This is a genomic window from Massilimicrobiota sp. An105 (assembly GCF_002161155.1).
In the GTDB taxonomy this organism is placed as follows: Bacteria; Bacillota_I; Bacilli_A; order Erysipelotrichales; family Coprobacillaceae; genus Allocoprobacillus; species Allocoprobacillus merdigallinarum.
Genome location: NZ_NFLY01000027.1, coordinates 16,451 through 36,728, shown reverse-complemented (window position 1 = coordinate 36,728; position 20,278 = coordinate 16,451). Strand labels below are relative to the sequence as shown.

Annotated in this window: 19 protein-coding genes; 5 read left to right on the top strand and 14 right to left on the bottom strand. The window is 31.5% G+C overall.

All coding sequences use genetic code 11. From position 1 onward, the window contains the following. Positions 1–285: 285 nt before the first annotated feature. Both B5E48_RS08585 and B5E48_RS08580 read right to left on the bottom strand, forming a co-directional pair. On the bottom strand, positions 286–696 hold the full coding sequence (locus B5E48_RS08585) for a GNAT family N-acetyltransferase (protein WP_087304772.1): 411 nt from the start codon (positions 694–696) through the stop codon (positions 286–288). After that, complete coding sequence (locus B5E48_RS08580; RefSeq protein ID WP_087304771.1) at positions 677–1,942, bottom strand: HD domain-containing protein; 1,266 nt, start codon at positions 1,940–1,942, stop codon at positions 677–679. Before B5E48_RS08580 ends, B5E48_RS08585 begins: the two co-directional genes overlap by 20 nt. Positions 1,943–2,065: 123 nt before the next feature. Here B5E48_RS08580 and B5E48_RS08575 point away from each other — a divergent pair, with 123 nt between their 5' ends. Both B5E48_RS08575 and B5E48_RS08570 read left to right on the top strand, forming a co-directional pair. Then, positions 2,066–2,584 (top strand): ferritin, encoded by a 519-nt coding sequence (locus tag B5E48_RS08575; RefSeq protein ID WP_087243450.1) that lies wholly within the window; start codon positions 2,066–2,068, stop codon positions 2,582–2,584. Positions 2,585–2,648: 64 nt separating this feature from the next. Next, positions 2,649–3,461: a purine-nucleoside phosphorylase gene (locus B5E48_RS08570; RefSeq protein ID WP_087304770.1), complete on the top strand. Its 813-nt coding sequence runs from the start codon at positions 2,649–2,651 to the stop codon at positions 3,459–3,461. 24 nt (positions 3,462–3,485) lie between these two features. Here B5E48_RS08570 and B5E48_RS08565 read toward each other — a convergent pair whose 3' ends face one another. The 12 genes from B5E48_RS08565 to B5E48_RS08520 form a co-directional block, all read right to left on the bottom strand. Beyond that, positions 3,486–4,397, bottom strand: a complete 912-nt coding sequence (locus tag B5E48_RS08565) for an NAD-dependent epimerase/dehydratase family protein (RefSeq protein ID WP_158095535.1) — start codon at positions 4,395–4,397, stop codon at positions 3,486–3,488. Positions 4,398–4,456: 59 nt separating this feature from the next. Next, positions 4,457–5,257, bottom strand: a complete 801-nt coding sequence (locus tag B5E48_RS08560; protein ID WP_087304769.1) for an ABC transporter permease subunit — start codon at positions 5,255–5,257, stop codon at positions 4,457–4,459. Positions 5,258–5,263: 6 nt separating this feature from the next. Further along, a complete protein-coding gene (locus B5E48_RS08555) occupies positions 5,264–6,139 on the bottom strand; it encodes an ABC transporter ATP-binding protein (RefSeq protein WP_087304768.1) in 876 nt (291 codons plus the stop codon). 204 nt (positions 6,140–6,343) lie between these two features. Next, positions 6,344–7,135 carry a PD-(D/E)XK nuclease family transposase gene (locus B5E48_RS08550; protein WP_158097275.1) on the bottom strand — a complete coding sequence of 264 codons (792 nt, stop codon included), beginning with the start codon at positions 7,133–7,135 and terminating at the stop codon, positions 6,344–6,346. A 369-nt stretch (positions 7,136–7,504) separates the two neighbouring features. Beyond that, positions 7,505–7,639: a hypothetical protein gene (locus B5E48_RS13960; protein WP_255376271.1), complete on the bottom strand. Its 135-nt coding sequence runs from the start codon at positions 7,637–7,639 to the stop codon at positions 7,505–7,507. 87 nt (positions 7,640–7,726) lie between these two features. Continuing rightward, positions 7,727–7,996, bottom strand: coding sequence for a hypothetical protein (locus B5E48_RS08545; protein WP_087304766.1), 270 nt, complete (start codon positions 7,994–7,996; stop codon positions 7,727–7,729). Continuing rightward, positions 7,996–8,199, bottom strand: a complete 204-nt coding sequence (locus B5E48_RS08540) for a hypothetical protein (protein WP_087304765.1) — start codon at positions 8,197–8,199, stop codon at positions 7,996–7,998. Before B5E48_RS08540 ends, B5E48_RS08545 begins: the two co-directional genes overlap by 1 nt. A gap of 184 nt (positions 8,200–8,383) precedes the next feature. After that, positions 8,384–8,542, bottom strand: a complete 159-nt coding sequence (locus B5E48_RS13610) for a hypothetical protein (protein WP_158097274.1) — start codon at positions 8,540–8,542, stop codon at positions 8,384–8,386. A 214-nt stretch (positions 8,543–8,756) separates the two neighbouring features. Then, positions 8,757–10,151 carry a 6-phospho-beta-glucosidase gene (locus tag B5E48_RS08535; protein ID WP_087304764.1) on the bottom strand — a complete coding sequence of 465 codons (1,395 nt, stop codon included), beginning with the start codon at positions 10,149–10,151 and terminating at the stop codon, positions 8,757–8,759. A gap of 208 nt (positions 10,152–10,359) precedes the next feature. Then, positions 10,360–11,058, bottom strand: coding sequence for a GntR family transcriptional regulator (locus B5E48_RS08530; protein WP_087243457.1), 699 nt, complete (start codon positions 11,056–11,058; stop codon positions 10,360–10,362). 11 nt (positions 11,059–11,069) lie between these two features. After that, positions 11,070–12,062: an isocitrate/isopropylmalate dehydrogenase family protein gene (locus B5E48_RS08525; protein WP_087304763.1), complete on the bottom strand. Its 993-nt coding sequence runs from the start codon at positions 12,060–12,062 to the stop codon at positions 11,070–11,072. After that, entirely contained in the window at positions 12,062–13,981 is a 1,920-nt protein-coding gene (locus B5E48_RS08520; RefSeq protein ID WP_087304762.1) for an aconitate hydratase, read from the bottom strand. Before B5E48_RS08520 ends, B5E48_RS08525 begins: the two co-directional genes overlap by 1 nt. A 119-nt stretch (positions 13,982–14,100) precedes the next feature. Between B5E48_RS08520 and abc-f the strand changes: the two genes are divergently transcribed. The 3 genes from abc-f to B5E48_RS08505 all read left to right on the top strand — a co-directional run bounded on the left by abc-f (position 14,101) and on the right by B5E48_RS08505 (position 20,149). Then, positions 14,101–15,966, top strand: coding sequence for a ribosomal protection-like ABC-F family protein (gene abc-f / locus B5E48_RS08515; protein WP_087304761.1), 1,866 nt, complete (start codon positions 14,101–14,103; stop codon positions 15,964–15,966). Between the two features lie 383 nt (positions 15,967–16,349). Further along, positions 16,350–18,308 carry an ATP-binding cassette domain-containing protein gene (locus tag B5E48_RS08510; RefSeq protein WP_087304760.1) on the top strand — a complete coding sequence of 653 codons (1,959 nt, stop codon included), beginning with the start codon at positions 16,350–16,352 and terminating at the stop codon, positions 18,306–18,308. Positions 18,309–18,358: 50 nt separating this feature from the next. Further along, a complete protein-coding gene (locus tag B5E48_RS08505) occupies positions 18,359–20,149 on the top strand; it encodes an ATP-binding cassette domain-containing protein (protein ID WP_087304759.1) in 1,791 nt (596 codons plus the stop codon). Positions 20,150–20,278: the final 129 nt, after the last annotated feature.

Genomic DNA, 20,278 nt, shown 5'->3' with positions numbered 1-20,278 from the left:
TTCACCTCGATATAAGTATAGCACTGATGAAAATATCATGTTTTATTTTAAAGGGCTTTAACACCGTTTTTATGGAGTTAAAATCAATTACCAACATTTAACTGAAGTTAAATTTTTCAGGATAAAAAAGTTAAAAAACATATCTTTCTAAAACAAATATACCACAATATTTGCTGATAGTAAATATTGTGGTATATAAAACATTGATATATAGTTTCTATATATTGAAATGATTTTATTTTTCAAAAAAGTCAATGAACAACGGTTCATTGACAATGACACATATTATAATCTTTTTTCCATATGAATGTGAGGACAAAATTCATCTAAATATTCCTCACCATATACTTGAAAACCGTTCTTTTCATAGAATCCCATAGCACTTACCTGGGCTGAAAGTTTAGCTTTTGGATAACCAAGTTCTCTGGCTTTCTTTTCTAATTCATGTAAGATATAACTTCCTAAATGTTTATGTCGTTTTTCTGGAATCACTGCGATTCTCCCAAAAACAATATCTCCCTTTTCATCAAACATACGAGCACATCCTACAGGTGTACGATAATCATAAATAACCAGATGCCAACTATGTTCATCTTGTTCATCAAATTCATTTTGAAATCCCTGTTCTTCAACAAAGACTTTTTCTCTAATCATTTTTGCTTCTTCAGGAAGCTTATTAAAAAATTGATAGTTCATCTTTAATCTCCTTTGGGAAAAATACTTTTTGATCTGATTTAAAACGTTTTGAATTTAAGATAGCTGAAACAATCTCAGATTTCATTGGTAATGGTGATAGACACCCTTCACTATCTAAAATTTCAATTTCACTTAATTCTCCACTTTCACCATAATGCAAATATGGAATTTGTTTTTGATTATCACTGACAATATAATAATCCGGATGATATCCTTTGGCTTGGGCAATTGCTTTGATAGCCATGAGGTCTTTTTGACTTTTCAATTGTTGATATTTAAATAAATGACGATTTAAAAATCTTGATGACAGATCACTTAAAATGAAATCTTTTTCACGTGTAAATTCTTTAAAATAATATAAAATAACGGCTTCATCTAAATCAACAAAATCACTGACCTGAAAACGGTGTTCCAACATGGGAATTAAATAATGTAAATGGGTCTGGAAAACGTAACCATCATAGTATAAATCTTTGACTCTTTGAAAAATGCTTTGTAGAAGATGTTCATAACTACGAGCTGTCGGATGATAATACACTTGCCAGTACATATGGTATCTTGCTAGAATATAATTTTCAATAGCTTGAACTCCAGATTCTTTATACACAATTTTCCCATCACGAATGCGCATTGTACGCAAAATACGTGACATATCAAAATGTCCATAAGTCGTTCCACTCATATAAGAATCCCTTAATAAATAATCCATACGATCAGCATCTAACTGACTGGATACCATTTGAATTAAAATGCGATTAGGATGTGTATGTTGAATAATACTTGCGACATCTTGTGGTAGTTGTGTATATAACGATACGAGAATATCGTGAACTTCACTTTCTTCTAAAATCATTCTGACTGTCATATCTTCATGATTTTCTTCAAAAACACCTTCAAAAGAATGAGAAAATGGACCATGTCCGATATCATGCAGTAATCCCGCACACATCACACAAAGCTTATCATAATCACTTAAAGCATTTGTTAAACACTCTGTTTCTAACATGCGTCTGACAACCTGATACACACCTAAAGAATGGACAAATCTTGAATGTTCTGCACTTTGAAAAACCTGATAAGTTCCTCCTAATTGTTTGATTCTTCGAAGCCTTTGCATTTCCTTAGAATTAATCAAACGCCAGATAATCAAATGATCAACATGAATATAATCATGAATGGCATCACGTATGACTCTTTTTTCATTAAGTTCAATTGATTTTAGTCTAAAATCCTCTTTAAAATTCATAGCCTCACCTTCTTATATATATTGTATCAAATTTTGATTCAAAAAGTCCATAATCTTAAATGTTGAACATTGTTTTTGTATTCTATCAGGTATATAATGAGACATATAAGGAGGAATGAAAAAATGTTAGATCAAAAAGTTGCTGATTTATTAAATGAACAAATTAATAAAGAAATGTATTCTGCCTATTTATATTTGGATTTTGCTAATTTTTATACGCATAAGGGCTTAAATGGTTATGCCAACTGGTATAATATTCAAGCTAAAGAAGAAATGGATCATGCTATGGGTATTCTTCAATATTTACAGGATAATGATTATGCTGTAACATTATCTGCTATTGATAAACCTGATAAAGAATTAAATCATCTTGATGATCCATTAAAATATGGGTTAGAACATGAACAATATGTCACAAGTTTAATTCATACAATCTATGATGCTGCATATGAAGTGAGAGATTATCGTACAATGAAATTCTTAGACTGGTATGTCTCTGAACAAGGTGAAGAAGAAAAAAATGCAACTGACTTATTAACACAATTTGAATTGTTTGGTCATGATCCTAAATCACTTTATTCATTAAATAATGAATTAACTCAAAGAACATATACACAGGCAGCAATCTTAAATGCTGACTAAAGACCTCAAAAAGGTCTTTTTTTTCATGCACAGTTTGTTTATAATGAAAACAAGGAGGAGAGTTATGTATACAAAAATTAATGAAGCTTATGAATATATCCATTCTCGCTATCATGGGAAAATTGATATTGCGATTATTTTAGGATCTGGTTTAGGTCCATTGGCTGATGAAATTGAAAATCCAATCATTATTGATTATCAGGATATTCCTCATTTTCCAGTTTCTACTATTCCTGGACATGAAGGAAAACTTTATATTGGTACCATTGCTGGAAAAACAGTCTGTGCCATGAAAGGACGCTTTCACTATTATGAAGGGCATGATATGGATGTTGTGACATTACCTATTCGTGTATTTGCGAAACTAGGCATTCCTTATTTATTTGTTACAAATGCTTGTGGTGGAATTAGAGAAGATTTAAATCCTGGACAAATCACTTTAATTTCAGATCATATTGGATTTATGGCACCTAGTCCATTACGTGGCCCTAACTTAGATGAATTTGGTCCACGCTTTAAAGATATGACAGAAGTCTATTCAAAACATTTACAGGAAATTGCAAAAAAAGCAGCCCAAAAAACAAATGTTTCTCTTAAAGAAGGTGTTTATTGTTTCTTTAAAGGTCCAATGTTTGAAACACCTGCTGAAATTCGTGCTTTAAAAGCAATTGGTGCAGACATGGTTGGAATGTCTACAGTTCCTGAAGCGATTGTCGCTAGACATTCTGGTATGACAACTTTAGGTATTTCACTTGTGACAAATAAAGCGGCTGGTTTAGGAAATAGCGAATTAAATCATCAGGAAGTCATGGAAGCTGCCAATCAGGCTGAAATCAATCTTGTGAAACTTGTCAAACAAACTATTCAAGATATGTAAAAGAAAACGATGAGAATCAAAATCTCATCGTTTTTCATTTTGACTAAAGACTGGATAAAAAGCCTGATAAGTCTTACTTAATCCGACTTTTAATGGGGTATAAGATAAACCTAATTCTTGAACAATCTTTTGTCCATTATAAGATTCCATTTCTTCTTGAAAAATAGGGTATGGCAATGGATATTGTTGTTCAATGGCTTCAACTAAAGAATGTTCTTCTATACTGACATCAGGCTGACAAGTTTTAAGAATTTCATTCATAATAGAATAAGTCACTTGTTCATCATTAATAACATTATAAATAGTATTATAAGCTTTCTTTTCAACAGCTTTTTCAATCGCACTGACAACATCTTTCACATAGACAAGCTGAAAAGTACACTGAGCATCCTTAATTGAAAATAGAGGCCATCCTTTCACTGCTCTTTCAATCAATACAGATTCTCTAGGTGCATAATTGAATGGACCATAAATATTGCCTGGTCTTAAAATGGTATAAGGAATATGATATTCTTTTGATAATGACTGTAATTCTTGTTCTAATTGAACTTTTCCTAAAATATAAGCCCCTGTTTCTCCTTCAAACTGACGTGTTTCAAGGGGATGCTGTTCATCTTTGTCAAGACCTGTTTGACGCTGATACACATCAACAGTGCTGATCAATATATAATGACGAATCTGACCAGGAAAGGACTGAATCACTGTTTGAATATCTCCTTTTTGATAAGCACACAAATCAATAACCGCATCATAATCTTCTTTTGGTAATTTTTGCCAGGCATCCAAATCATGACGATCCAAAATATATTCCAAGACACCATAATCTTTCATAGAATAATGTCCTCTATTAACCAATGTCATATCCCATTGCTTTGATAAAGACATGGTTAAAACACGTCCTAAAAAATAACTACCACCAATAACTAATACTTTCACAAATATCCCACCTTTGTCTTCATTATATAGAAAAACCATCATAGGCACAACATATATGCCTATAATGGTAAATCACGTTTTTTAAAAAGACATTGTCCAATCCCAAACAACAACAAAGCACTCACAAAAAGTATAAATACATAAACAAATGCCTGATATTCTCCACTCGATAAACTTTGAGGATCAAATAAAGTTAAGGGTGTCAAATAATTAAGAATTTCAAATTGTTGACTGACATCAGATAACATTTGAATTAAAATAAACACAATACCTAATCCAGCACCAAAGCCAATAGATAACTTAGCTTCATTAAACAAAGCACAAGATAGATAACATAAACTTCCCAATAAACAATGGATACCTAACAATCCTATATTAACAGATAAAAAGGAAATCATATCTATACTCGCATCTTTAACCATCAACCAGGCATAAATAGAAATAAATCCAAAAGCATATATAACAACAATGACCAATGCTGTTAATAAAACCATCAGCTGTGTCATCATGAACTGTTGGCGACTTAAAGGTGTTGCCAATAAATAAGCCATAGATCCATGATCTACATATTGACCAATCAAACGATAACATAAGATCACACTTAATAAAAAAGGAAAAACAATAAGTATAAATCCATATAGATAATTTGTAATAAAATCTAAAAGTGTTGTCGCTATGTTCATCATACCAAATGCCGCAAAAATTTGTGGCATAGATTTTGCTAATATTTCCAGACTACTATTCATATCTGGATCATACATAGCAATAATAATGCTTGAATACATCGTTATCACAACAAGAAAAAGCAAAAGAATTTTATAGTTTGATTTTAATTCTTTTTGATATAAAGTCCAAGACATCTACCATCACTCCCCATAATATTGTAAAAAGATTTCTTCTAATGATTGTGAGCGAATATTTAAATCATTCACCTTATAATGAGATAAATCTTTAATAAAATCATCAATATGTCCTTGAAGCATTAAAGACACATAACATTCATTTTGCCTGGCATCAGGATATTTTTTCATAAATAAGTTTGCTTCCTGTAATGAACTGAATTGAATTTCATAATGTTTATAACGATTATGTTTAAGTTTTTCCATATCTTCAATAGCTACAATTTGACCAGCTTTAATAATAACCACACGATCACATATATTTTCAATCTCTTCAAAAATATGTGAAGACATAAGAATTGTCTTTCCCTGTTGTTTGAATTGTTTCATCAATTCTACAAACTTTAATTGCATTAATGGATCAAGTCCACTTGTAGGTTCATCTAAAATCAAGATTGGCGGATTTTGCATAAATGCTATGACTAAACCTATCTTCTGTTTCATTCCTTTAGACATACGTTTGATTGGAGCTTTTGCATCCAATTCTAAAAATTGCATCAATTCATAAGCATAACTCAAATCTTGCATTCCCTTCAGTTTAGCAATCAGTTGAATAAAATCTATTCCTGTCATATCATCAATAAATGACATTTCACCTGGCAGATAACCTACCATTTTTTGAATCTGAGCAGCATCCTGAAAACAATCTAAACCATGAATTTGAACAATGCCACTATCTGGTTTCATAAATCCCATCAAATGTCGAATCGTTGTTGTCTTCCCACTACCATTAGGTCCTAAAAATCCCAGTGTTTCTCCTTGTTTGATTTGAAAACTCATATTAAAAATACCACGTTGACATCCATAATCCTTTGTCACATGATCAATTGTTATGATATTCATTTTATTCCCCTCCCTACCTCTATTTTACTCTCTTGTCAATCTTTCACAATAAAAATATGATGTTCACTTTTTAATACTCAATATTCAAAAAGAATATAAAATCATAAGATAAAAAAGATAATCATTTTCTATCATTCAACGATTATCTTTCTCATAATAGTATCAACTCATAGAAAACCATAAATATTTATTTTACATTTTCACTTATGAGTGAATCAAGTGATAAAATTCTTCATAGCTGATATTCATTAAGATATGATCTTGGATTTTCTCTATCTGCTGTTCATTGCACTCCTTGACCCATTCAAAATTCATGCCTGGAAATTTCTTCAACAGAATTTGAATAAGACTTTTCATTTCACCTCGTTTTTCTAATTTTTCCATCATATCACACATAATTTTCTTTCCTCCTTTTTCCTGTTTAAAATATCTGACTCTTTCTTTTAAAACCTCATAATACATATCTTCATGATTTTCACATCTTAAATCATGCATCAGCTTCCCTAGGGGTGTTTCATCTTCCTTGGTGGCATTCATATAAATGATATGTACCTTATCTTCAAATGCTTTTCCATCTTCGCCATACCTCTGGATATGATTTTTCAATCTGTTTGTTTCTAGAACATCCTTTTCACATATGAAAATAACATAAATCTCAGGTAACTTTTCCCACTTCTCATTAACATATGACAGACTGCTATCCAATATGCTGGCATGAAACCTCGCCCTTAAGGGTGAAGCATTCTTTAGACTTCTTTCCATTTCCACATCAATAATATTCCCATTCTCTGTTGAAGCTACTATATCCATAATGACCGTTCTACCATGAAGATTTCTGTATTCATCCTGAATATGCCATTTTGTAATGGAAATATCTTCCTCAAAAATGATATTGAATAATAATTTAATGCAGCGGGGATCATTGAAGATAACTTTCATAAAGATATCATCAATAGGTCTTAATGCTTTCACAAATTCAAGATATTCCTGATTCATTTTAACCATTCCTTTGATTTTTTTATAGTTTCAATATCCTAGATATTTAAGGAATGATAATCTAAAACCCTTCACTTATCTATATACGCATTAATTTGACATTTTTCTTTTTTTCAGGATAAAAAAAGTTAAAAAACATATCTTTCTAAAACAAATATACCATAATATTTGCTGATAGTAAATATTATGGTATAAACTCATATGAACACAGATATTTATACATTAAAAATAAAATCATTGATTTAGTCTACTATTACCGGTAAACTATTTCTTTTTCATCATTCTTCTATTATCTTTGTTTGAAGAAATACATTCACACATCTTACATACGATTAACGACTACTTACCTATATCTTCATCAATATGCTTTCAATTTTCTAGCATTAAACGATTGTACTCATCATCGAATTTAAAGGCCTGTTCTATCAATTCACTCCAACTTCTGCTACCATTTATTTTTATAGCTTTATCCACATTCCATTCATGATATCTTAATTCAGCCATATCGTTGTTCTCAATTGATTTTTCCATCACGATTTCAAAAAAAAAAAAAAAAACAGTAATCACATCATATGATTACTGTTATCTGAATTATTTATTCACTTTAAAATCAATACTTGTTGTGGTTAATTTCATATCAACAATATATATTGTAGAATCAATTTCATCTACCTTATACAGTACACTTAATTTACATTTTGCTAATTCATATGTTCTATAGGCAGCACTTCCCACATAGGGCATCCCACTTTTTGGAAAAGTTTTTAAAACTTCAAACATACTTTTCAAATATCTTGATGCATTTATTTTATTTTCTTCTATAAATAATTTTACACTTTCATCTATAATTATTCGATACATTATAGACCTTGACCTTCAAGAGCATCTAAAAATTCTTCTTCAGAATATGATTGCCTTTTTCCACTTTTAATGTCTTCAATTCTTTTATCCATCTGTGTAAGATAAACATTTGTCTTATAAATCTTGATAAGCTCTTTGAAAACATCTTCTGGAACAAGATAATCATTTCCCTGTTTCTTAAATTTATCCAATGATAAATCCATAATAAACACGCTCCTTCCTTTCTTTATTATAGCATACTATTCTTCATTTTATTACTTTTTTATATATTGAAGTTTTATGTATTCTTTCCATTGATGTGTATCATTTTTAATATCAATGCTTAAAATAGCATTTTAGTTGACTGTTTCTAGAACATTCTGTTCACATGTGAAAATAACATAAATTTCAGAAATTTTTCCTCTTCCCATTAACATATGACAGGCTACTATCTAATATACTAGCATGAAACCTCACTCGTAAAAATAAAGCATTTTTTAGATTTCTTTCCATTTCAGCATCAGTAACTTTCCATGTTTTCACAAATTCAAGATATTCCTGATTCATTTTGATCATTCCTCCTTTTATTTTTTATAGTTTCAATCTCCTAGATATTTAAGGAATGATACTCAAGACCCCTCTACTTATATATACGCAATATTTTGACATTTTTCTTTTTTTCAGGATAAAAAAGTAAAAAAACATATCTTTCTAAAATAAATATTTATCCATAAAAAAACTATAAAGAACTTTCCATTCTTTATAGCCTTTTTCATCTTAATTATAAACCTTTTTCAGTTAATTCTCTTGCGACATCATCTTTAATTGTGACACCTTCTGCTTCAAGCTGAGCAATCTTAGAAGCAAACTGTGGTAAGTATTTTTTATGTGCCAATAATAATTCATCTAATACTCTCTTTGCTGTAGCTCCTGATGGAATCTGTGGATTAAGGATAAATGCTTGTAATGCCTTTCCATAATCTCCTGTGACTGCGGCTTCTTCTACACACCATTCCATGTTCTTCATGCATTGTAGCCATCCTCTTTCTGCTGGCTGGAATGGTCCAAATGCTATCGCTTTTGCGCCCGTTGCTCCAATATATGCTGAAACTTCTACTGCTGCTTCTGGTGGTAAATCTGGGACAGCTCCATTATTTCTTGTTGTGACAACGATATGTGTATTCTTATTCGCATAGATAGATGCGATTGTTTCACATGCTGCATCACTGTAATGTGCTCCTCCACGTTTAGCAAGCTGTTCTGGTTTATGATCCAATTCAGGGTTTTTATACAATTCAAACAATTCTTCTTCTGTCAGTTTGACCTGTTGTGCTCTTGTTCCAATTGTACTGTATTCTTCAAGACCATGTTTCAACATTTCTTCTTGACGATAGTAATATCTATGATATCCACAAGGAATCATTTGCATTGTATCAAGCTGTTCTTTAAAGAAAGGAATGTCATGAATATTCGCAGGAATTCCTCCATCTTTTCCTTCATACATTGCATCAATGATTTGTTGAGTGACTTCATTTCCATGTTCATCATAAACTTTATGCCAGTGGAAATGATTTAATCCTGCAAACTTATATGTTAACTGATCTAATGTTTTTCCAATTGTTTCAGGTTCAGCCATCATTGCACCTACTGGAACATTACATAATCCAATCACTTTATTCCATTTTCCATATTTCATGACAGCTTCTGTGACCATTCCACTTGGATTTGTAAAGTTAATCAACCATGCATCTGGACATAATTCTTTCATGTCTTCGACAATGCTTAAGATGACAGGAATTGTTCTGAAAGCTTTAAAGATTCCTCCAGCTCCATTTGTTTCCTGACCTAACATACCATATGAAAATGGAATTCTTTCATCTTTGACACGGGCATTCAATAAACCTACTCTAAATTGAGTTGTGACAAAGTCTGCATCTTTCAATGCTTCTCTACGATCTAAAGTCAAATGCACTTTGACATCATAAGGAGATGCATCCCACATACGTTGAGCCATAGCACCAACAATTTCTAGTTTTTCTTTTCCATCTTCGATATCAACTAGCCAAATTTCTCTAATTGGAAGTTCATCATATCTCTTGATAAATCCTTCCATCAATTCTGGAGTATAGCTACTTCCTCCACCAATTGTTACAATTTTTACCGGTTTCTTTTCCATAATCAATCCTCCTTTATCCTTAATGATAAGTATAATATCAAATCATTTATTTTGCTTATTATTTTCATTTATTGAAAAGAGTTTCTTTCCCTATATCATTCATCAGTCTTTTCATGCTTATTTTATTAAAAAAAGAAGATACTTATCATCGTATCTTCACAAATGTTTTATGAGATGATTTATATGACATGAAAAAGAATTTTCAAACTCAATCATTCACTTTATTATTTTTCTTTTTCTTATTCGCATAATAAGCACGAACAAGCGTTTGTGTCTTTCTAATATGTTTTTGAATCGTATCTTTTGCTAATTCTTTATCACCAGCCACAATAGAATTTAAAATAGCACGATGTTCCTGAATAGCTGTTTCCAATCTTTCAGGCTGGGTAATAGAATGACGACTTGTGACAGAAACATAATAATGCACATCTTTTAACAGCTGTTCAAAATATTGAGATTGTGTTGCCTGATAGATTGTTTCATGATACAAAATATTCAAATCATTAATTTTTTCCTGATCTTTTTTTGCAGTATAAAATTCCATCAATTCAAACACATCTTTAATTTTAGCTAAATGTTCTTCATCCATTCTATCAATAGCCAGTTGAATCGCTAAGCCTTCTAAAGCACAACGAATTTCAAACATATCATCAATATCTCGTGGTGAAAATCCCTTGACATAAACACCTTTATTAGGAATACTTTCAACCAATCCTTCTAACTCTAATTGTTTTAAAGCTTCTCTAATAGGTGTACGACTGATTTTTAATTCATTAGCTAAAGCCAATTCATTTAATTTTTGCCCATGTTCATATTCTTCATTTAAAATGCGATCTCTTAAAATATCAAATATTTTATTTCCCAAAGAGCCATGTGTTACATGTTCAAATAAACTATGTGACGGCATATGTTTCCCTCCTATAATTCTTTTATAATGGCGTCTACAAATTCAGTAGTGGAAGCATGTCCACCAATATCAGGTGTAACAGTTTCCTGTTTTTCAACAACTTTTGATAATGCCATTCTTAAAGCATTTGCCGCTTCGATCTTTCCCAAATCTTCCAACATCAACGCAAAAGCTAATAATAATGCACTTGGATTGGCGATATTTTGACCTGCAATATCTGGGGCACTACCATGAACAGCTTCATAAATACGATATTCATCTCCAATATTACCACTAGGTGCAAAACCTAATCCACCAACTAATCCAGCACACAAATCAGAAACAATATCACCATATAAATTAGGTGCAACCAGAACATCAAAAGTTTCAGGTCTTAAAACGAGTTGCATACACATATTATCTACAATGACTTCCTGCGCTTCAATATCAGGATAACACTTGGCAACATCTCTAAAAGCTTCCAGGAAAAGACCATCTGTATATTTCATGATGTTGGCTTTATGAATAGCTGTCACTTTATGACGACTATTGATTTTCGCATATTCAAAGGCATAACGACAAATTTTTTCACTGGCTTCTCTGGTAATCAATTTGACACCATTGGCTATGTTTTCATTCAGTTTATATTCAATCCCCTTATATAAATCTTCTGTATTTTCACGAATGATGACCAAATTTATATCATCATATCTAGAATTGATTCCCTTGAATGAACGGATTGGTCTAACATTGGCATAAGTCGCAAACTTTTGTCTTAATGCCACATTGACACTTCTAAATCCTGTTCCAATAGGTGTTGCTGTTGGGCCTTTCAATGCCCATTTATATTGTTCAATGGCTTCAACAAGTCCAGGTTCAAAAACGTCTCCAGTTTCTTTGGCATACTCAGCCCCCGCACGATATTTCACCCATTCTATATCTAAATTCATGGCTGTTGTTAAAGCTTCAACACTTTTGGCAATTTCTGGTCCAATCCCATCACCTGGAATTAATACAGCTTTCATTAAAAATCCCCTCCTAATTCTTTAATCGCATTCAACAATCCACCTTGTAAAATCATTGTTTTTTCTCTTGGTGCTAAAGCCAACTGCGTTGATAAAGTTTCTTTTGTACGTTGATTTTGAACTATAATCGGTTGATCATTTTCTACAGATTCTTTGACATTTAATAAAATATAGTCATCTTCTTCATTAAAGAAATCATAACCTTTCTGATCAATCACAATCGGTAAAATACCATTATTAATCAAATTAGAACGATGAATTCTTGCAAATGATAAAGCAAAAATAGCTCTAATCTTTAAATAATTCGGTACCAAAGCCGCATGTTCTCTTGAAGATCCTTGTCCATAGTTATCACCACCGACGATAAATCCACCATGATTTTCCATAGCTCTTGTATAGAACTGATCATCCACTTTTGAAAAAGCAAATTTAGCCAAATGTGGAACATTAGAACGGAATGGTAATAATTTTGAATCTGAAGGAACAATATGATCAGTTGAAATATTATCTCCTACTTTTAACACAACTTTTCCTTGAATATCAGCTGATAGTTTTTCACCACGAGGAACTGGTTTAATATTAGGTCCCATATAGACTTTTGTATCTGGATCATATTCATTGATAAAAAAGTTTTCATTTTTAATAAATGGTGTTGATGGAACTTCATCTAAATACATATCTTCTTCAAATTCACATGATAGATATCCTTTAACAGCAGACAAGGCAGCAATTTCTGGTGAAACCAGATAAACACCAGCGTCATTTGTTCCAGAACGTCCTTTAAAGTTACGATTGATTGTTCTTAAAGAAATCCCTTGAGAAAGAGGTGCCTGCCCCATCCCAATACAAGGACCACAACCACATTCAAGAATTCTGGCTCCCGCATGAATCATATCTGCCAAAGCTCCATTTTGTGACAACATAGCTAAAATACTTGAAGATCCTGGCGCAATAACCAATGAAACATGATCTGCCACTTTTCTACCTTTTAAAATTTTGGCCGCACGCATCATATCAGCAAATGATGAATTCGTACATGATCCAATGACAACCTGATTGATATGCATACCTTCCAGTTCCTTAACACTCACCACAGCATCTGGGCTATGAGGTTTGGCTACCATTGGTTCAAGCGTAGACATATCAATATCTAAGCGTTCATCATATTGGGCATCTTCATCAGCTTTCATTTCCACATAATCAGCTTCTCTACCCTGTTGTTTTAAATATTCTAAAGTTCTTGCATCGGTTGGAAAAATAGATGTTGTTGCACCAAGTTCAGCTCCCATATTACAGATTGTGGCACGATCTGTTAATGATAAAGAAGCAATTCCTTCACCTGTATACTCTACAATCTTATTCACGCCACCTTTTACGCTTAATAACTGTAAAATTTTTAAAATGATATCTTTAGCACTCACCCAAGGTGCTTTTTTACCTGTCAGATGAACCTGAATCACACTTGGACATTGTAAATAATATTTTCCTGTTGCCATCGCAACTGCAACATCCAATCCCCCTGCACCAATCGCAATCATTCCCATAGCACCACATGTTGGTGTATGTGAATCACTTCCAACCAGCGTTTTCCCTGGTTTTGAAAAGTTTTCTAACTGTAACTGATGACAAACACCATTCCCTGGTTTTGAAAAAGTAATCCCATGTTTTTTCGCAACACTGCGAATAAACTCATGATCATCCATATTTTCAAACCCCGTCTGTAACATATTGTGATCAATATAAGCTACTGCCTTTTCAACTGCAACTTTCCCTGTATCCATAGCTTCTAACTGTAAATAAGCCATTGTTCCAGTAGAATCTTGCGTCAATGTCTGATCAATTCCAATACAGATTGGAGTTCCAGGAATTAATTCTCCCTCTTTTAAATGTGCCTGTAAAACCTTATATGCTAAATTCATTTTTAACCACTCCTTCACTTATTGTATACAATTATACAAGGTTATGTTTAAACAATCAACTATAACTTTTACAGTTTATCTTTTCAATGATGTATGTTACAATGAACGAGGTGATCAAAATGATATTAGCTTGTTCATCTTTAAAAAAGTCATTCCAAGGAACAGACTTGCTCAAAGATATTACTTTTAAAATTGAAAATCATGATAAACTGGCTATTATTGGTGTCAATGGGGCAGGAAAAACCACACTGCTTAGAATCATCTGTGGTGAAGAAAGCTATGACAGTGGTGAAATCTTTATGCCTAAAAATACCAAAATAGGCTATTTATCTCAACATAATACATTAAATCCAGAATTTTCTATTTATCAGGCTCTCGAAGATGTCTTTTTGCCTCTTATTGAAACAGAAAAACGTCTTCGTGAACTTGAAGTGCAGATGTCAACGAGTCAACAATTAGATGCTATTATGGATGAATATGAACGCTTAACATATGAATTTGAACATAATGATGGTTATAGCTATCAAAGTCAAATCAAAGGTGTTTTAAAAGGTTTAGGTTTCGATGAATCTATGTGGGAAATGCCTATTTCTATTTTGTCTGGTGGACAGAAAACACGTATTGCTTTAGGTAGACTTCTTTTATTAAAACCAGATCTTTTATTATTGGATGAACCTACCAATCATTTAGATGTTGAATCCATTGAATGGCTGGAAAACTATTTAAAAAATTATCCTCATGCGATTATTATGGTTTCCCATGACCGTTATTTCATTGATCAGATTTCTAATCAGATTGTTGAAATTGAACATGGCAAAGCTACAACTTATAAATGTTCATATCAAGAATATGCAATTATTAAAAAACATAATCGTGAAGTAGAATTAAAACATTATATTGATAATCAAAAAGAAATCAAACGTATGCAGGAAAGTATTGATTTATTAAAATCATTTAATCGTGAAAAACAAGTCAAACGTGCAGAAAGCAAAGAAAAAGCTTTAGCTAAGATGGAAAAAGTTGAAAAACCAGATGCCCTGCCACAAGCGATACGTATCCAATTTCAACCATTGGTAGAATCAGGATATGATGTACTTAAAGTGAAAGATTTAGCCATGGCATTTGATAAACCACTTTTTGAACACATTAATTTTGAAGTTAAAAAACAAGAACGTGTTGCTTTAATTGGTCCAAATGGTATTGGAAAAACAACATTGTTTCATCTGATTTTGAATGATTATGTCCCAACGGCTGGTAAAATCAAATTAGGCAGCAAAGTCATGATTGGATATTATGATCAGGAACACACATCATTATCTTTCAATAAAACGATTTTTCAGGAAATCAGTGATACATACCCACAAATGAATAACACACAGATTAGAAATGCCTGTGCTTCTTTTCAATTTAAAGGGGATGATGTTTTTAAAACAATTGATGTTTTATCAGGTGGAGAACGTGGTCGTGTTGTCTTAATGAAATTATTATTATCTCGCTGTAATTTCCTGATCTTAGATGAACCAACCAATCATTTAGATATTGAATCTAAAGAAGTCTTAGAAGATGCTTTACTTTCATTTGAAGGAACAATTCTCTTTATTAGTCATGATCGTTATTTTATTAATAAACTCGCTACAAAAGTTGTAGAAATGGATGCTCATGGCAGTCATATTTATAGTGGTAATTATTCTCAATATATGGATCACAAAATAAAAGTAAAAGAAACCAAAGAAAAAAATAATACATCTTATATTGAAAATAAAAAAGCCCAATCTTTACAACGTAAACATCAAAATCAAATCAAAAAAATTGAAAAAGAAATTTCTACACTAGAAAATCAAATCAAAGAATGGAATCTTCAATTACAGGAAGAAGACGTACTCAATGATTATAAAAAATATAATGAAGTCGTTCAAAAAATTGATGATGGTCATACACAACTTGATCAGCTTCTTGAACAATGGGAAAATATGCAACAAGATTAAATATATGTATTCCTACCAATAAACTGGTAGGATTTTTTATACTCATCTCAAATTGAATTAACTCTCCCATAAAATGAAAATAGAACATGTTCACTATCTATGAAATTATCTCCAACAATAACAACCCTTGATACATTAGATCTATTCTTCATCTTCATGACCTCCTATACATAATATATTTGTTATAACATATATTTCAGACTGTTGATAAACAATCTGTTTGTTGATAGTCTGAAGAACTTTTTATTAAAAAATTTGTGTGGTATAATGAATTCAAGAAAACTGAAGTCACAAAAATAATATAAAGATTGTGAGACTAATTGGTCAAGGCTATCTTGCCTTGATTTTTTTAAAATAAATCATAAAAATAAAGGAGATTCATTATGCTGGAAATTAAAAATATTCATATTGCTTTTGAAAGAACATTATTCAATAATGCTGACATTCAATTTTATGATTCATCTATACATGCCATTGTAGGTAAAAGTGGCAGTGGTAAAACAACATTTTTGAAAAGTATCATACATGATTCAACGTATGTACAGTCCAAAATGTATTACAATAATGTAGAAGTTCTTGAGAAGGATGATTTCGTGAGAAATCATGTTGCTTATGTAGATCAGTTAGGAAGCTTTTTTCCAAATATGACAATCAAACAACATTTTCAATTCTATGCAGAAATGAAAAAAGAAAAAGTTGATGCAAATACTATGAACCAATATCTAGAGAAAGTGAATTTATACAACATTAACATCAATAAGTTACCAAGTATTCTCTCTATTGGAGAAAGAAAAAGATTGTTAATTGCTTTAGCATTATTTTGTGATAAAGATATTATTATTTTGGATGAACCAACAGCATCGCTGGATAAAAAAAATATTGATTTACTAAAAGAATTATTACTTTCATTAAAAGATAAAACAATCATATTGACTACTCATACACCAGAAATATTGGATATCTGTCATGTGATATACAAGCTAGAAAATCACGCATTTCTTTGTCAAAAGAAAGATATTGATGATCAACAGGAAATTCAAAATGTTTCAACAAGGCATCATCAGTTTTCATTTATCAGATATTTTAGATACAAGAGTCCTATCCAGTGGATCCAATATATTGGAGTAATTGCTATTTCCATTTTTATTCTCATCCAATCTTCTTTGATTATTGATTCCTTTTTTAGTGCTTCATATGTTAATCCTCTAACAACAAATCAATCTTCGAAAGAGATGCTGTATATCAGGCACAGGGAAGGAGATCTGGTATGGAATTATGTACCATCTGTAGATAATGATTGGTCAAGACCTTTTAGTGAAAGTGAACTGAATAAAATCAAACAGTTGGATGGTGTTAAAGATATTAAGAAATTCTACGCATTGACAACAACCAATCCGGGAAATACGGAAGATAGTCAAGATTTAACAGTCGTCAAAGAAAATGGAAAATCAAATACCTATTCGGTCAGTGATTTTGGTAGCAGTGCACCTCAAATCTTTCCTTATTATGAAGGCAATGATTTTAATGATCATGATGATGGTGTCTATATAAGCTACTGGATGTCACAGACCTATGATATTCAAGAAGGTGATACCATCAAGGCCAACTTTTATGTGCCTAAAGATCAATATGTAAAGGAAAACGGGCAAGAATATCGAAGTACAACATATACACTCAGAAATATGGAATTTCAGGTTGATAAGGTTCTTGGAGAAAGTGAGGCCTATGAAACACCAGCTGTTGAAACGATCATATATATACCTTATGAGAAACTGATGGATATCATAAACCATCGAGATGAAAATGAAGAAGTCATCTCAAGCTATTATATAGATAATGTTCTTTCTAAACAGGTATCACCAGAACCCTATGTCATCAATGAATATGTATTGTTTGTAGATGAAGATTGTGTTTTCGATGCTTATAATTCTATTCTGGAAATGGATGATAAGTATGATGTCTATTCCATGTATATGGAATCTTATCAATTGAGTCAATTGAATAAGCAAGCCTTTCAATCGAAGTTGCTAGGCTTTGGTGCTATCTGTGGTATAGGATTGATTGCAATACTTACGATTCAATACTTCCTGATGAAATCAAGAAAGAAGGAATTCAAACTATTGGAAGATAATGGAATACAGGATAAGCTGATTAAAAAAAGTCTATTTTTAGATAATTTGATTTACTTTATAAGTATTATGATAGGTGGTCTCTTATGGATATATATTGACATAGAGAGATATGATTTTGTTGTCAGCCAGTACATGGCAGTCTTAGGAATATGTTTTGTATTATTGTTTATAATGCAGACAATTTCTTATGTAACTTTCAAAAGAAAATAAGACCCAATCTTATGATCAATCCAAAATCTAATGAAAGGTGTGAATGAGCAATGCTGGAACTTAAAAATATTTCACTATCATTTGACAAAGAACTAATCAAGAATGGAGAACTATGCATTCAAGATCATCAGATAACTCTTCTTTCAGGAGCCAGTGGCTCAGGAAAAAGCAGTTTATTATATGATATGGCCTTTTTATGTCATCAAAGTCAAATGGATTATATCTTTGATGGGAAAGATGTTCAGACATTAAGCAAAGATGATATCAGAGATATTCAACGTCATAAGATTGCCTTTGTTTTTCAAAATATACCTTTATTTAACAGTATGGACTTAATGGAAAATATTCGCTTTTTTTCAAGTTTCACACAAGAAGTATTTGATGAAGAAAAGGCAAGACAGTATCTGACAGATCTGGAATTATTTTTAGATGATCATACAGATATTGAACATTTATCCGGTGGAGAAAGACAGCGTTTATCTATTATTTGTGCTTTGATGAAAGATACTCCCTATATATTTATGGATGAACCTACATCCTATCTGGATGAAGATAACAGAAAAGAATTCTTAAAAATTCTAGATTTATTAAAAAATCGTTATCATAAAACGATTCTTATCGCTTCTCATGATAGTATATTATATTCAGCCTGTGATAATCTTTATGAAATCAAGAATCAACAGATACACTGTTTAAAAAAGGCTGATTTCAATCATCATGAACAAACACTCAATCAAAGCAAAGGCAAATATCTTTTTAAGAAGCTTCCTTATTTTTATAAATGTGAATTCAAAAAGAATCAATGGAAACATAGAATCTTTCAAGTCTTTTTAACATTCATTTTATTTATAAGTACATTTTGTGGTATGTATTTACAGTATTATCAAAAGCAATTGAACCAAAAAGTAGAAGAATACAAGAGCTCACAACTGGTTATAGAGATGGATGGAAAGATAAGTGGCACAATGCTAAGAGAAATGGAAGGCTTACCCACTATCAAATCAGTCAAAAGAGTATTACCACTGATGAGTGACAATCAATATCTGATATGTCCTTATCTAGAAAGTGATTTCTTTACTCGAGGAATTAAGCAGTCATTGCATAATGACAGTCACACAGGTGTCTATATTAATTATGAAACATATAGAGATACAAAAGATCAGGCCATAGAGATTGAAGTTGAAGGAAAAAGTTTTACAATTCAACCAGATTATCAATTGGATAAATCATTTCCAGATTATAAATTTGGTTCAAAGCTGGCAAGAGTCATCTATCTTCCTTATGAAGATTATCTAGATATTTACAGCTATAAGGATGATTCCCCAATTCAATCATCATTTGCCTTAGTATCACTGGATGATAAGCAGTTTTATCTTGAAAGCTTAGAAGCCCTTCATAATCTATATGATGACAAATTATTAAACAGTCAAATGGAAATACTCGCTTTATTAGATGTCAAAAATATGAGCGAACAACTTACCAATTCCTTGATGATTTTTATATGTACGATTGTCTTGATTTCAATCATCTTACTTAAAATGATTGACTCTTATCATTTGAGATTTTCACAAGTATTATTGGAAAGCAATGGAATCTCCGTTCAAGAAATACGAAAACAGTATATCATTAAAGAATTATCACAATATGCTTTACCCATTTTCATTGCTTATATAATCTTATTGATAAGCTATGCGATATTAAAGATGTTGAATATACAAATCATGGTGTATTCTTTAATCATACTCATATGTTGTGCATTCATCATGTTTATATTATCTATTTTCATTTATAACATCATGAATAAAATATTTTCTACAACCAAAATTCTAAGATCCATTTAATGTAATCTTGTCCTATTATTTTTACTTCCATATAAAACTGAATTATATGCCTAAGCATAAAAATATTCCTACCAGCTTCCTGGTAGGAATATACATATTTCTTTAACGACTTAACAGGGGATAGCCTAG

Excerpts from the sequence above, each read along its gene's own strand:
- abc-f (WP_087304761.1), top strand. The coding sequence starts at position 14,101 with ATGATATTAGCTTGTTCATCTTTAAAAAAGTCATTCCAAGGAACAGAC.
- B5E48_RS13610 (WP_158097274.1), bottom strand. The coding sequence starts at position 8,542 with ATGAATCAGGAATATCTTGAATTTGTGAAAACATGGAAAGTTACTGAT.
- B5E48_RS08570 (WP_087304770.1), top strand. The coding sequence starts at position 2,649 with ATGTATACAAAAATTAATGAAGCTTATGAATATATCCATTCTCGCTAT.
- B5E48_RS08550 (WP_158097275.1), bottom strand. The coding sequence starts at position 7,135 with ATGAATCAGGAATATCTTGAATTTGTGAAAGCATTAAGACCTATTGAT.
- B5E48_RS08585 (WP_087304772.1), bottom strand. The coding sequence starts at position 696 with ATGAACTATCAATTTTTTAATAAGCTTCCTGAAGAAGCAAAAATGATT.
- B5E48_RS08575 (WP_087243450.1), top strand. The coding sequence starts at position 2,066 with ATGTTAGATCAAAAAGTTGCTGATTTATTAAATGAACAAATTAATAAA.
- B5E48_RS08540 (WP_087304765.1), bottom strand. The coding sequence starts at position 8,199 with ATGGATTTATCATTGGATAAATTTAAGAAACAGGGAAATGATTATCTT.
- B5E48_RS08520 (WP_087304762.1), bottom strand. The coding sequence starts at position 13,981 with ATGAATTTAGCATATAAGGTTTTACAGGCACATTTAAAAGAGGGAGAA.
- B5E48_RS08555 (WP_087304768.1), bottom strand. The coding sequence starts at position 6,139 with ATGAATATCATAACAATTGATCATGTGACAAAGGATTATGGATGTCAA.
- B5E48_RS08545 (WP_087304766.1), bottom strand. The coding sequence starts at position 7,996 with ATGTATCGAATAATTATAGATGAAAGTGTAAAATTATTTATAGAAGAA.
- B5E48_RS08510 (WP_087304760.1), top strand. The coding sequence starts at position 16,350 with ATGCTGGAAATTAAAAATATTCATATTGCTTTTGAAAGAACATTATTC.
- B5E48_RS08535 (WP_087304764.1), bottom strand. The coding sequence starts at position 10,151 with ATGGAAAAGAAACCGGTAAAAATTGTAACAATTGGTGGAGGAAGTAGC.
- B5E48_RS08525 (WP_087304763.1), bottom strand. The coding sequence starts at position 12,062 with ATGAAAGCTGTATTAATTCCAGGTGATGGGATTGGACCAGAAATTGCC.
- B5E48_RS08580 (WP_087304771.1), bottom strand. The coding sequence starts at position 1,942 with ATGAATTTTAAAGAGGATTTTAGACTAAAATCAATTGAACTTAATGAA.
- B5E48_RS08530 (WP_087243457.1), bottom strand. The coding sequence starts at position 11,058 with ATGCCGTCACATAGTTTATTTGAACATGTAACACATGGCTCTTTGGGA.
- B5E48_RS13960 (WP_255376271.1), bottom strand. The coding sequence starts at position 7,639 with ATGGCTGAATTAAGATATCATGAATGGAATGTGGATAAAGCTATAAAA.
- B5E48_RS08560 (WP_087304769.1), bottom strand. The coding sequence starts at position 5,257 with ATGTCTTGGACTTTATATCAAAAAGAATTAAAATCAAACTATAAAATT.
- B5E48_RS08505 (WP_087304759.1), top strand. The coding sequence starts at position 18,359 with ATGCTGGAACTTAAAAATATTTCACTATCATTTGACAAAGAACTAATC.